At 59.9% G+C, this 12,707-nt stretch carries 12 protein-coding genes; 8 read left to right on the top strand and 4 right to left on the bottom strand.

What is annotated here, in order from left to right; all coding sequences use genetic code 11:
- Window positions 1–27: 27 nt before the first annotated feature.
- From KXD86_RS07405 to KXD86_RS07370, 8 genes are all read left to right on the top strand, one after another.
- The gene (locus KXD86_RS07405) at window positions 28–414 is read left to right on the top strand and encodes a putative zinc-binding protein (RefSeq protein WP_218635401.1); all 387 of its coding nucleotides are present in this window, start codon (window positions 28–30) and stop codon (window positions 412–414) included.
- A 36-nt stretch (window positions 415–450) separates the two neighbouring features.
- Window positions 451–852: a ribonucleotide reductase subunit alpha gene (locus KXD86_RS07400; RefSeq protein ID WP_218635400.1), complete on the top strand. Its 402-nt coding sequence runs from the start codon at window positions 451–453 to the stop codon at window positions 850–852.
- Window positions 853–921: 69 nt separating this feature from the next.
- Window positions 922–3,021: a transcriptional regulator NosR gene (nosR, locus tag KXD86_RS07395; protein WP_376770971.1), complete on the top strand. Its 2,100-nt coding sequence runs from the start codon at window positions 922–924 to the stop codon at window positions 3,019–3,021.
- Between the two features lie 65 nt (window positions 3,022–3,086).
- Complete coding sequence (nosZ, locus tag KXD86_RS07390) at window positions 3,087–4,982, top strand: TAT-dependent nitrous-oxide reductase (protein WP_218635399.1); 1,896 nt, start codon at window positions 3,087–3,089, stop codon at window positions 4,980–4,982.
- 59 nt (window positions 4,983–5,041) lie between these two features.
- A complete protein-coding gene (locus KXD86_RS07385) occupies window positions 5,042–6,310 on the top strand; it encodes a nitrous oxide reductase family maturation protein NosD (RefSeq protein ID WP_218635398.1) in 1,269 nt (422 codons plus the stop codon).
- Window positions 6,307–7,239 (top strand): ABC transporter ATP-binding protein, encoded by a 933-nt coding sequence (locus tag KXD86_RS07380; RefSeq protein WP_218635397.1) that lies wholly within the window; start codon window positions 6,307–6,309, stop codon window positions 7,237–7,239. The genes KXD86_RS07385 and KXD86_RS07380 overlap by 4 nt, the downstream gene beginning before the upstream one ends.
- Complete coding sequence (locus tag KXD86_RS07375) at window positions 7,236–8,066, top strand: ABC transporter permease (protein ID WP_218635396.1); 831 nt, start codon at window positions 7,236–7,238, stop codon at window positions 8,064–8,066. The genes KXD86_RS07380 and KXD86_RS07375 overlap by 4 nt, the downstream gene beginning before the upstream one ends.
- Window positions 8,067–8,080: 14 nt before the next feature.
- Complete coding sequence (locus KXD86_RS07370; protein WP_218635395.1) at window positions 8,081–8,647, top strand: nitrous oxide reductase accessory protein NosL; 567 nt, start codon at window positions 8,081–8,083, stop codon at window positions 8,645–8,647.
- Window positions 8,648–8,671: 24 nt separating this feature from the next.
- Here KXD86_RS07370 and moaA read toward each other — a convergent pair whose 3' ends face one another.
- From moaA to KXD86_RS07350, 4 genes are all read right to left on the bottom strand, one after another.
- Entirely contained in the window at window positions 8,672–9,664 is a 993-nt protein-coding gene (gene moaA / locus KXD86_RS07365) for a GTP 3',8-cyclase MoaA (protein WP_218635394.1), read from the bottom strand.
- Between the two features lie 129 nt (window positions 9,665–9,793).
- Window positions 9,794–12,082 carry a nitric-oxide reductase large subunit gene (locus KXD86_RS07360; RefSeq protein WP_218635393.1) on the bottom strand — a complete coding sequence of 763 codons (2,289 nt, stop codon included), beginning with the start codon at window positions 12,080–12,082 and terminating at the stop codon, window positions 9,794–9,796.
- Window positions 12,075–12,284, bottom strand: a complete 210-nt coding sequence (locus tag KXD86_RS07355) for a hypothetical protein (RefSeq protein ID WP_218635392.1) — start codon at window positions 12,282–12,284, stop codon at window positions 12,075–12,077. Before KXD86_RS07355 ends, KXD86_RS07360 begins: the two co-directional genes overlap by 8 nt.
- 234 nt (window positions 12,285–12,518) lie before the next feature.
- Complete coding sequence (locus KXD86_RS07350; protein WP_218635391.1) at window positions 12,519–12,689, bottom strand: hypothetical protein; 171 nt, start codon at window positions 12,687–12,689, stop codon at window positions 12,519–12,521.
- Between the last annotated feature and the right edge of the window lie 18 nt (window positions 12,690–12,707).

Below are 12,707 nucleotides of genomic sequence, written 5' to 3'. Positions count from 1 at the left end.
CTGCAGGTTCTGTTCGAAGGAGGCTGTATGACATCAAGAAAGCAACGTCCGCTTATTTATTCCTGTTCCGGCTGCTCCGACGTCGCGCAGCTGGCGAACAACGTGGCTGTCAGGCTGGATCATGAAGGCGAGTTCGAAATGTCCTGCATTTCAGGCGTCGGCGGCAAGGTGCCGGCACTGTTGAAGGTTGCCCGCTCCGGTCGTCCGATCACGGTGATTGATGGCTGCCCGCTGCACTGCGCCCTGAGTTGCCTCGAAAACGTCGGCGTGACACCGGATGAGCACGTCAGGCTCTACGAATCCGGCTTCAGGAAGCGCTATGGGCAAAGCTATGGAGAGGCGGAAATTCACGATGTCTGCCAGCAGGTCCGGGCGCGCCGTCATCACCCTCAACTCATTGCCCGGCAACGGTAACCCCGCCTTGCCGGACCTTAATCAGGAATGCATTCGATGATCAGCAACTACCGCGATCTGGTTCAAGCCAGCCGAGGCCAGGCCGAGGGCCAGCGCTTTCTCTTCGTATTCTGTCGGGCCGAGTTGCCGGATGAGGCCTCCGCCGAGGAGAAGGCCGCCTTCGAACGCGGCGAGGGCGGTGCCCTGACACCGGTCATCTGCGTGGATAAGTCCCCCGATGAGGCCCCGGATTTCTCGGCGCTGGTGGAGGAGTCCCGTGCTACCGGCCAAGCGTGGGACGTGGTCTTCGTTGCGGCCATGTCTGGGCGCGGTGGCATGGAACCCTCTACCGACGAAGCTCAGCAGCCCCTGACCATGATGGTGGAGTCTATCCGGCTGGGGCATGTCTCCAACTACCTGCCGTTGAATACCCGGGGCGACGCTGTCGCGCTTCAGTAGACAGGAGGGAACGCATTGCTACGCATCGCTTCAGGACATGTGCTCGCGGTCTTCGTTGCTCTTGGCAGCCTGGTCTCATTCGCCTGGGCCGGGCCTCTGTCCGACTACGAGCCGGTGGCTGCCCGCGCGGTTGTTCAGAAGGCCTTTCCGTCTGTTTCAGAGCTGCGTCCCCGGGAAGGCAACCGGGCAATACAGGAGCTGTACGCCGGCGAGGAGCTCAAGGGATACGTCTATCAGAGCCTCGATTTCGTCCAGACACCGGCCTACTCCGGCAAGCCGCTCAATGTGGTGGTGGTGCTGGACACCGAAGGCAAGATCGTCCAGAACCGGGTCATCGAACACCATGAGCCGATCCTGCTGGTGGGTATTCCCGAAAGCAAGATGCACGACTTTACCGACCAGTACATCGGCCTGAAAGCTGACCAGCGGGTGACCGTCGGCGGCACTTCCAGCGAGCACAAGGTGGCCGTGGATGGGCTGTCCGGGGCCACCGTCACGGTGATGGTGATCAACGAAGTGATCATGCGCTCGGCCCACAGGGTGGGTGCCGAGCTGGGGCTGGTGGCAGGCGCCGGTGACAGCCGGCCGCCCATGTCGGAACTGAACACAGAGACCTTCGAGCCGAAGAGCTGGCAGCAGTTGACCGGAGAGGGCTCGGTGCGCCGGTTGCTGTTGACCCGGGGTCAGGTCGATGACGCCTTTGAGGGCACCGACGCCGCGGAGGTGGATAAGGCCGCGCCGGAAGAACGTGACGAGCCCCTGATTGATCTCTATGCCGCTTATCTGAATGTCCCTGCCATTGGCCGCAACCTGCTGGGAGAGAGCCAGTACCAGTGGCTGACCGCTGAACTCAAGGAAGGCGAACACGCCATTGCCGTGATGGCCAGGGGCGACTATTCCTTCAAAGGCTCCGGTTATGTCCGCGGTGGCATCTTCGACCGGATACAGGTTCGCCAGTTCGGTGACACCTTCAATTTCCGGGACCTGGATTACTACCGCCTGAGCGACGTTTACGCCGAGGGCATGCCCGATTTCAATGAAATGGCCATCTTCGTGGTGCGTCAACAGTACAACTTCGATCCGGGCACGGAATGGACCCTCGAGCTGACCGTCAAACGCCAGACCGGCCCGCTGGACAGCGAGTTCCAGGTCTTCCCGCTCACTTATCAGTTGCCGGATCAGTACTACACCCGTCCGGAGCCGGTGCTGACCGAAGAGGACATGCTGGCGGACCAGCCCATGTGGGTGCAGGTGTGGTACCAGCGGGAGTTCCAGATCCTGGTCCTCAGCCTGGGCATCGGTGTGCTGCTGTTCATCCTGTTCTTTCAGGACTGGCTGGTGCAGAAGCCGGCCATCTTCCGGTGGATCCGTCTCGGCTTCCTGGTCTACACCCTGTTTTTCATCGGCTGGTACGCCCTGGGGCAGCTCTCCATCGTCAACGTGCTGACCTTCGTGAACAGCGTCATCCGTGGCTTCAGCTGGGAAACGTTCCTGATCGATCCAATGCTGTTCATTCTCTGGGCGGTCGTGGCCGCGATCATACTGCTGTGGGGGCGCGCGGTTTACTGCGGCTGGCTGTGCCCGTTCGGGGCCCTGCAGGAGCTGCTGAACGAGATTGCCCGCAGGCTCAAGGTGCCCCAGTACACCGTCCCCTTCGCCTGGCATGAGCGGTTGTGGGCGATCAAGTACATCATTCTGCTGGTGCTGTTTGGGGTCTCCCTCGAGTCCATGGCCACGGCCGAGCGGCTGGCCGAAGTGGAGCCGTTCAAAACCGCCATCACCCTGAAGTTCGATCGCAGCTGGCCCTTCGTCACCTACGCCGCCCTGCTGCTGGTGATCAACCTGTTCACCCGCAAGGTGTTTTGCCGGTACATGTGCCCGCTCGGCGCGGCCCTGGCATTGCCGAGCAAATTGCGGGTGTTCGACTGGCTCAAGCGCCGGAAGGAGTGCGGCAATCCTTGCCGGCTGTGTGACCACGAATGCGAGGTCCAGGCCATTCATCCTGACGGTCACATCAATTACATGGAGTGTCATTACTGCCTGGATTGCCAGGTGACCTATTTCAACGACCAGAAGTGCCCGCCACTGATCGTCAAACGTCGTGGCAAGCGCCGTGGTCACAACGCGCCAGGCCACCCGGACGAGATTCCGGTGGTGCAGGTGCCATGAGCAGTGAAAAAACGAACCACCAAACCAGAAGCAAACCGCCATTACCAATAACGGAGTTGGACGCGATGAAAAAAAGAGATGAGCTGATCAAGGATGCTTCCGAAGCTGCCGAGGGCGGCCTCAGTCGCCGGCGTTTCATGGGGGCCGCTGCGCTTGCGGGCGTAGCCGGAGCAACGGGGCTGGGTACGGCTGTCATGTCCCGGGAGGCGTTTGCGGCAGCCGCCGAGGAGGCCCGCAACAATTTCGTGGTGCATCCCGGTGAGCTGGACGAGTATTACGGCTTCTGGAGTGGCGGCCATTCCGGCGAGGTGCGCGTTCTGGGTGTGCCGTCGATGCGGGAGCTGATGCGGATTCCGGTGTTCAACGTTGATTCAGCCACGGGCTGGGGCATCTCCAATGAAAGCAAGGACGTTCTGGGGCATGACAATACCCACCTGAACGGCGATTCCCACCACCCGCACATTTCCATGACCGATGGCCGGTACGACGGCAAGTACCTGTTCATCAACGACAAGGCCAACACCCGGGTGGCCCGGATCCGTCTGGACATCATGAAGTGTGACAAGATCACCACCATCCCCAATGTGCAGGCGATCCACGGTCTGCGCCTGCAGAAGGTGCCCAAGACCAAGTACGTGTTCTGCAATGCCGAGTATGTGATCCCGCATCCCAACGATGGCAGTGATATCAGCCTGGAGAGCAGTTTCACCATGTTCAACGCTCTGGATGCCGAGACCATGGAAGTGGCGTTCCAGGTGATTGTCGATGGCAACCTGGACAATACCGATGCGGATTACACCGGCAAATACGCCTGCGCGACCTGCTATAACTCCGAGAAGGCACTGGATCTTGCCGGCACCATGCGCAACGACCGCGACTGGGCGGTGGTGTTCAACATCGAGCGAATCGAAAAAGCCGTCGAAAACGGCGACTACAAGACCCTGGGGGATTCCAGTGTCCCGGTGGTGGACGGTCGCGCGGGCTCGGAATTGACCCGCTACATCCCGGTGCCGAAGAACCCGCACGGTCTGAACACATCACCTGACGGCAAGTATTTCATTGCCAACGGTAAGCTGTCGCCAACGGTAACCATCATCTCGATCGAGAAGCTTGACGATCTGTTCGACGGCAAGATCGAACCGCGCGATACCGTGGTCGGCGAGCCGGAACTGGGTCTCGGGCCCCTGCACACCACCTACGATGGTCGCGGTAATGCCTACACCACCCTGTTCATCGACAGCCAGGTCTGCAAGTGGAACATTGCCGATGCCATCAAGCACTACAATGGTGAAAAGGTGAATTACATCCGCCAGAAGCTCGATGTGCATTACCAGCCCGGCCACAACCACGCCTCGCTGACCGAATCCCGGGATGCGGATGGCAAGTGGCTGGTGGTGTTGTCGAAGTTCTCCAAGGACCGTTTCCTGCCGGTCGGGCCTTTACACCCGGAGAACGATCAGCTGATCGATATTTCCGGCGAGGAAATGAAACTGGTGCACGACGGTCCGACCTATGCCGAGCCCCACGACTGCATCCTGGTGCGCCGGGACCAGATCAAGACCCGTAAGATCTACAGCCGCGACGATCCGTTCTTTGCCTCGGCCCGGGAACAGGCGGAAAAGGATGGCGTTACCCTGGAGGCCGACAACAAGGTCATCCGCGATGGCAACAAGGTACGTGTGTACATGACCTCGATTGCGCCGCAATACGGCATGACCGAGTTCAAGGTCAAACAGGGCGACGAGGTGACGGTTTACGTGACCAACCTGGATACCATCGAGGATGTGACCCACGGGTTTTGTATGGTGAACCATGGCGTCAGCATGGAGATCAGTCCCCAACAGACCGCCTCGGTGACCTTTGTGGCGGACCGTCCCGGGGTTCACTGGTACTACTGTAACTGGTTCTGTCATGCGCTGCATATGGAGATGCGGGGCCGTATGATTGTTGAGAGGGCCTGATCCTTGTCGCGCCGGAACCCCGTTGTGGGGTTCCGGTTTTCCTCCTTGAGATCCGATTGATGTACCGACTTTTGCGTTACGGGGTGGCCCTGGCAATCGCCTTACTGTCGCTGACCGCCAGTGCCGACCTCCAGCAACGGCTCGATGCCCTGGCGCCGGGCGCGACCTTCGAGCTTCCTCCCGAGCACCTCTCGCCGCTTGTTATCAGGGTGCGTGGGGTGACCGTGACCTGTGCGCCCGAGACCGTGATTGACGGTGGGCGGCAGGGAAATGCGGTGGCCATCCGGGCCGAGGGCGTGACCTTCCGCGGTTGCCGGGTGCGCAACTGGGGCGACAACCTCAACGAACTGAATGCCGGAATTTTTGTGGCGCGGGAGGCCCGTGGCGCGGTGGTGCAGGGTAACCGGTTGCAGGGCCCGGCCTTTGGTGTCTGGCTGGATGCCACGCCGGACGTGACGGTGCGCAACAACACCATTCGCGGCGACGCCAGCATGCGGCCGAACGATCGCGGCAATGGGATCCATCTGTTCAATACCACCGGTGCGCTGGTAGAGGGTAACGACATCCGCCAGACCCGGGATGCCATCTATATCGAGACCGCCAATCACAACACCATCCGCAACAACGTTATGGTGGATCTCCGATATGGCATTCACTACATGTATTCCATGGACAATCTGATTGAGGGCAATGTCACCCGGGGAACCCGTACCGGCTATGCCCTGATGCAGAGCAAGCGCCTGCGGGTGCTCAACAACCGGTCCGAGAACGACGAGAACTACGGCATCCTGATGAACTTCATTACCCAGTCAGAGCTGCGCGGGAACGTGGTCACCGGGGTGTCCCAGGGGCAGACCGCCGGTGTTGAGATCGGTGGTGCCGAGGGCAAGGCGGTGTTTATCTACAACTCCCTGTACAACACCTTTGCAGGCAATGTATTCGCCGACAGCAACATCGGCATTCACCTGACCGCCGGTTCGGAAAATAACCAGGTGTTTGGTAATGCCTTCGTGAACAACCAACGGCAGGTCAAATATGTCGCGACCCGTACCCAGGAATGGTCCCGTGAGGGCGAAGGCAATTACTGGAGCGATTACCTGGGCTGGGATCGAAATCAGGATGGGGTGGGGGACGTGCCCTACGAACCCAACGACAATGTTGACCGGTTGCTGTGGAAATACCCGGAAGCCAGGATCCTGATGTTCAGCCCGGCGGTCGATACCCTGCGCTGGGTTCAGGATGCTTTCCCCGTGGTCAAGTCCCCCGGCGTTTCTGACTCCCATCCCTTGATGCACCTCCCCACCGATTTGCGACCGGAGAGCCGATGAGCTGTTTTCGTCTTGAAAATGTGAGTTTCCGGTACGATAAAAAACCGGTATTGACGGGTATCGATCTGCGCCTGGAGTCGGGCGAGATTCTGGGCCTGTTTGGTCACAACGGGGCCGGCAAGACCACGTCCATCAAACTGATTCTCGGGCTGATGCAGCCGACCCAGGGGACCGTTTCGGTCCTGGACGGGCATGCGGGGGATCCGGAGGTGGCCCAATTCATCGGGTATCTGCCGGAGAACGTCATGTTCTACCCGCAGCTTACGGGCCGCGAGATCCTCAGCCACTTTGCCCGTCTGAAGGGGGCGTCGCCCGGACAGGTTCCTGAGTTGCTCAACCAGGTGGGGCTGGCCGATGCCATGGATGCCCGCACCAAGACCTATTCCAAGGGCATGCGCCAGCGACTCGGTCTCGCCCAGGCGCTGCTGGGGAAACCGAAGTTGCTGATGCTCGATGAGCCCACCGTGGGCCTGGACCCGGTGGCAACGGCAGACCTTTACCGACTGCTGCGGAAGCTGCGTGACGAAGGCACCGGCATCGTGCTCTGCTCCCACGTGTTGCCCGGTGTTGAACCCTATATCGACCGCGCAGCCATTCTCACCGACGGTGCCTTGCAGGCGGTCGGAGACCTGTCGGCACTGAGGCGGCAGGCCAACATGCCGGTCACCCTGTCACTGGATCCGGCGAACAGCATTTCGGCCCTGGAGAAGGTGATCGATGGCGCCTCTTCGAGCAATGGCCTGATGATCAAGACCGATAACGGCCGCTTGCGGGTGGACGTGCAACCGAGCGAGAAAATGCCGCTGTTACGGGCAGTGATGGCCTCCGGGGAAGTGGCGGATATCAGTATCCACCAACCCAGCCTGGAGGATATCTACGTGCACTTCATCGGCTCTGGCGGCCTGGCCCACCGCGGAGGCAGTCAATGAACAGCATCTGGACCATTGCCCGCAAGGAACTCAGCGACAGTCTGCGTAACCGCTGGCTGCTGGCCATTTCCCTGGTGTTTGCGACGCTGGCCCTGGGCATCGCCTGGTTCGGCGCCGCTGCCTCCGGGCAGGTTGGCTACGCATCCACCCCGGCGACCATCGCCAGCCTGGCCAGCCTGGGGATTTTCCTGATCCCGCTGATCGCACTGTTACTGGCCTACGACGCCATCGTTGGTGAGGAAGAGGGCGGTACCCTGTTGTTGCTGATGACCTATCCCCTCAGTCGCAGCCAGTTGCTGTTTGGAAAATTTCTCGGCCATGGTCTGACCCTGGCCCTTGCCACCTTCATTGGCTTCGGAGTGGCCGGTATCGCCATTGCCCTTCTGGTGGAGGACGTTGGCATTGCCGGTCTGGCGGTCGCCATGTTCCGGTTTATTGCTTCCACGATCCTGCTGGGCTGGGGCTTTATTGCGCTGGCGTACCTGGTCAGCGTCCGGGTCAGCGAGAAACCGGTGGCGGCCGGCCTGGCTCTGGCAATCTGGTTTTTCTTCGTGCTCGTCTTCGACCTCGCGCTGCTCGGCACACTGGTGGCGAGTCAGGGCCAGTTCAGCTCCGAGCTGTTGCCATGGGTGTTGATGCTCAATCCGACCGACATCTATCGCCTGCTGAATATCGTGGCCTTCAGCGATAGCGCCGAACTGAACGGAGTTCTCAGTCTTGGCGCCGAACTGCCAATCGGGGCCGCCGGGCTCTGGTTTGGTCTGGTGCTCTGGTTTACTGTTCCCCTGACCGGGGCCATGTTCCTGTTTCGAAATCGCCGTATCTGACTGGAGCTCTATTGATGTATTGCACCAACCAATATCTGCGCTTGGGATTCCTGATCCTGACGACCTTTCTTTTTTCCGCCTGCGGAAACAACGGGGAGCAGGCCGATGCCAGGCCCCAGCCGGTGCACTTTGCCTCCGGCGACGAATGCCACGTCTGTGGCATGGTGATCGAAGGATTCCCGGGTCCGAAAGGCGAGGCCATTACCGAGAAAGACCAGCGCGTGCGCAAGTTCTGCTCAACCCGCGATATGTTTGCCTGGTTGCTCCAGCCGGAAAACGCCAGCCGTGGCCACACACTCTATGTCCACGATATGGCCCAGACCGACTGGCAAAATCCGGATGATGCTGCCCTGATTGATGCCCGGAAAGCGTTCTATGTGGTTGGCTCGGATCAGGATGGTGCCATGGGCCCGACCCTGGCCTCCTTCGCCGATGAATCGGGGGCCGAGGCCTTCAGGAAACAATACGGTGGACAGGTGCTCGCCTATGAGGAGATCACCATGGAACAGGTGAACACCGACATGCCCATGGGGGATATGCACGATTTTGGCGACATGGCGAGCCCGGCAACGGAGCAGTGAACGCCCCCGTCTTTCGGCGGACGGTCAACCGCCGGTCATGTTCATGAACCGCAGGATCTGTACGTCGCCCTCACTGGAAAAGTGATGGCGCTCCGGCTTCAGGTCCATGGCGTTGATGATGGTCTGCCGGAGCTTGTCGTCGGTGACCGGATTGCCTCGCAGAACACGACGCAAGTCTACCGAGTGCTCGTTGCCGAGGCAGAGGAGCAACCGGCCTTCCACGGTGACCCGCACCCGGTTGCAGGTGGAGCAGAAGTTGTGGGAGTGCGGGGAAATAAAGCCCACCCGGATCGGGCTGTCCGGCATCCGGTAGTAGCGCGCCGGGCCTCCGGAATCTTCGGTGGCGGGCACCAGGTCATGGTGCTGGCGGATAATGCGTTGGACTTCGTCACTGGTGCACAGGGCCAGTCCCCGATCATGCTCGGAAATCTCGCCCAGAGGCATCTCTTCGATGAAGCTGATGTCCACCTGTTTCTTGCGAGCGAACTCAATCAGCTCCGGAATTTCCTCGTCATTACGACCCTTCATCACCACCGTGTTGAGCTTGATGCCCCGGAAGCCGGCTTCTCGGGCCGCATCGATACCATCAAGTACCCGGTTAAGATTCCCGGTACGGGTGATGTTCCGGAATTTCTCGGCGTCCAGCGAGTCGAGGCTGATGTTGAGCCGATGCATGCCCGCTTTGCGTAACGGCTCCGCCATGGTCGACAACTGGCTGCCGTTGGTGGTCATGGCAAAATCGCGAAGGCCATAGGTTCCGACCTCCTTGACCAGTTCGAGGATGTCTTTGCGAACCAGCGGTTCGCCCCCGGTCAGGCGAATTTTTTCGGTCCCGAGCGCAACGAAGTTGCGGGCAACCCGCGCAATTTCTTCCAGAGTCAGAACCTGCTGGCGGGGGAGGAAGGTCATGTCCTCGGCCATACAATACACGCAGCGAAAATCACACCGGTCGGTGACGGACAGACGCACATAGTTTACCGTGCGGCCAAATCGGTCTGTCAGAGTACTTTGCGGCATTGAGTCGCTTCCTGTTACTGCGTGCTTTTCGATCAAGTATAGACGCAGTATCGCAAATAAGTGTAACGAATCCGATACCCCGCGAGGGGTAACCCTCCGGCGCCCTCCATGGCACCGGGCGGGTCCTATTCAAGCGCGCGCGGGTTCCTGCTCCGGGGCCTTGTCGTCTTCGGCGGTCGTCAGGTTGGGGAAGAACAGGGCTATTACCACCTGCCAACCGACGGCGAGAGCGCCGACGATAAACACCACATCGCCGATGGTACGCACCCACCGCAGAAACTGCAGTATGTCACTTTGCATAAAGGCTTCACTGCGTGCATACCACAGGCCCTCACTGGCGCTGGCGAAGAACTGGATCAGGCCGACTGGCAACAGGCTGGTAAACAGCATCAGCACCAAGCCGAGATTCAATCCCCAGAATCCCACCTTCATCAGTCGCTCATTGAAGATCACCCGTGGCCGGAGGTAGCGCAGGATCAGCAGGGTGAAGCCCAGCGCCAGGAACCCATAGACGCCAAACAGGGCGGCATGGGCGTGGGTGGGTGTGGTGTTCAGGCCCTGAATGTAATAGAGCGCAACCGGCGGGTTGATCATGAAGCCAAGTACGCCGGCTCCGAGCATGTTCCAGAAGGCCACCGCAACAAAGAACACCAGGGGCCACCGGACATTCTCCATCCACGGGGCCCTGGACTTCAGGCGCCAGTTTTCCCAGGCCTCATAGCCCAGTACCACCAGCGGGACCACTTCCAGGGCGCTGAAGGTGGCGCCGACGGCCATCACTGGCGTTGTGGTGCCGGCGAAGTACAGGTGGTGGAAGGTGCCCGGCACACCGCCGAGCATGAACAGACTCGCCGAGGCCAGGCTGGCGGATGTGGCCACGGTTCTGGAGACCAGCCCCATGCTGCAGAAGATGAACGCCAGGGCGGTGGTGGCGAATACCTCAAAGAAGCCTTCGACCCACAGGTGCACGATCCACCAGCGCCAGTACTCCATGATCGAAATGTGGGTTCGCTCGCCGTAGAAGAACCCGGCACCGTAGAACAAACCGATGGCCACCACGGAGGCGGTAAGCAGGGCCAGCAGGTTCTTGTCGCCGGGTTGTCTCAATGCCGGAACGATGCCGCGCAGCATCAGCACCAGCCAGAAAGCGATGCCAGTGAACTTGCCAATCTGCCAGAGACGGCCGAGATCGACAAACTCATAGCCCTGGTGGCCCAGCCAGAAGCTCAGGTGCTCGGGCATGATCTGGGCAATCGCAAGATAATTGCCGGTAAAGGAGCCGGCCACCACAATCACCAGGGCCCAGAACAGGACATCGACGCCGAGTTTCTGGTACTTCGGGTCTCGGCCGCCGTTGATGATTGGTGCCAGGAACAGGCCGGCCGCCAAAAAGCCCGTCGCAATCCAGAACAGGGCTGCCTGGATGTGCCAGGTGCGGACCAGGGAATAGGGGAACCACTCGGAAACATTGATGCCGTAGAAGCTCTGCCCCTCGACGGTGTAGTGCGCGGTGAAACCGCCCAACATCACCTGGAAGCCAAACAGCGCGACCACCAGGAACAGGTATTTTCCGAGCGCCTTCTGGGAGGCTGTCAGGGCGAAGTTGGTCAGTGGATCCCGAACCGGCGCGGCCGGTTCTTCCTCGTCGTGTTTGCGCAGGAATGCCCAGGCCCAGACCAGGCCACCGACACCGGCTATCAGCAACACGACACTGACGATGGACCAGATCACGTTTTCCGGAGTGGGTTTGTTATCGATCAGGGGTTCGTGGGGCCAATTATTGGTATAGGTGGCGTCGCTGCCGGGTCGTTGGGTAGCGGCAGCCCACGCAGTCCAGAAGAAGAACTCGGTCATCCGTTCCCGACGTTCCGCGCTCGGCAGGGTGTTTTCCTTCATTGCGTAGTTTTCCCGGGTGGAGCGGAGATCCGGGGCATCGCTGAACAGGCGGCTGTAGTAGTCGGCGGTGTCGGCAATGGCCCGGGTTCGGCGCTCGGACAGGGTCAGGATGCCTGTCTCCGAATTGTAGGTATTGGTGCGGTACTCGGTTTTCAGATCGTACTGCAGGGCGTTTTGCTGTTGGCCGTTCAGATCCTCGTAGGGCATGCCGAACTCTTCCTCGGCCGCGAGGTCCAGCCAGGCCAGCAACTCCCGGTGCAGCCAGTCGGCCGTCCAGTCAGGCGCCTGGTAGGCGCCGTGGCCCCAGATCGAACCCAGTTGCATGCCGCCCACAGATTGCCAGGCGGTCTGGCCATCGAGGATGGTTTCCTCCGTCATCAGGGGGGCACCGCCGGCACTGACGACCTCGTCAGGAATGGGCGGCGCGGAACGGTAGACTTCAGTGCCGAAGTAACCGAGCAGAGCGAAGGTCAGGGCAAGGATGGCGATCAGGATCAACCAGAGTCTGCGGTAGTTAGCCAATGGAAGCGCCTCCCATCGAGAGGGTTGCGGGATTTTGTAGCCCGTCACGCGGGTCGGCAAGTCGGTGAATGTCTGCGGCTATCTGATTCGCGTCGAGCCCTTTGGTGTGGCCGCAGAAGTTCAGCATGCGCTGATGCAGGATGCGCGTTGCACCGGGAAAGTCTCGAGCCATCTGGCCTAAGGGCAATAAGGGAAGGTTCATGTCATGTCTCCTCTTTCAAAGATGTAAATACAATACATCTTAATGTCAGAATACTCACATGAGATAAATCAATTCTGGCTGGCAGTGTTGATGGGAAACAAAGGAGTTGGAGGGGCTGAATTTCTGGTTGCAGTCCGTAGGCAACTTTCCTATATTAAAAAATACATTTTAGATACATGTATAGGTGGCGAAGTGGAGCGATGGCTGGCGTTTTCAAATCATGCACTGGTCTGGTCAGCCGTGGGGCTGGTTCTGACCATTCTTCTGGCTTACCCGTTTGCCCACGCAGTGTCGTTGCCATGGCAAATCCTCGCGCACATCGGAACCCTCTTGTTTGCCGTGGGTATCAAGATCGCCTACGTCGCCCGGCTGGCTTGCCTGAGTCGTCTCGGAAGACCTGTTCATTGAATCCCGGTAAACTGA

Source organism: Marinobacter arenosus (assembly GCF_019264345.1).
GTDB classification, from domain to species: Bacteria; Pseudomonadota; Gammaproteobacteria; order Pseudomonadales; family Oleiphilaceae; genus Marinobacter; species Marinobacter arenosus.
This window is presented reverse-complemented; position numbering and strand designations above follow the sequence as displayed.

Excerpts from the sequence above, each read along its gene's own strand:
- KXD86_RS07405 (WP_218635401.1), top strand. The coding sequence starts at position 28 with ATGACATCAAGAAAGCAACGTCCGCTTATTTATTCCTGTTCCGGCTGC.
- KXD86_RS07400 (WP_218635400.1), top strand. The coding sequence starts at position 451 with ATGATCAGCAACTACCGCGATCTGGTTCAAGCCAGCCGAGGCCAGGCC.
- nosZ (WP_218635399.1), top strand. The coding sequence starts at position 3,087 with ATGAAAAAAAGAGATGAGCTGATCAAGGATGCTTCCGAAGCTGCCGAG.
- KXD86_RS07385 (WP_218635398.1), top strand. The coding sequence starts at position 5,042 with ATGTACCGACTTTTGCGTTACGGGGTGGCCCTGGCAATCGCCTTACTG.
- KXD86_RS07380 (WP_218635397.1), top strand. The coding sequence starts at position 6,307 with ATGAGCTGTTTTCGTCTTGAAAATGTGAGTTTCCGGTACGATAAAAAA.
- KXD86_RS07375 (WP_218635396.1), top strand. The coding sequence starts at position 7,236 with ATGAACAGCATCTGGACCATTGCCCGCAAGGAACTCAGCGACAGTCTG.
- KXD86_RS07370 (WP_218635395.1), top strand. The coding sequence starts at position 8,081 with ATGTATTGCACCAACCAATATCTGCGCTTGGGATTCCTGATCCTGACG.
- moaA (WP_218635394.1), bottom strand. The coding sequence starts at position 9,664 with ATGCCGCAAAGTACTCTGACAGACCGATTTGGCCGCACGGTAAACTAT.
- KXD86_RS07355 (WP_218635392.1), bottom strand. The coding sequence starts at position 12,284 with ATGAACCTTCCCTTATTGCCCTTAGGCCAGATGGCTCGAGACTTTCCC.
- KXD86_RS07350 (WP_218635391.1), bottom strand. The coding sequence starts at position 12,689 with ATGAACAGGTCTTCCGAGACGACTCAGGCAAGCCAGCCGGGCGACGTA.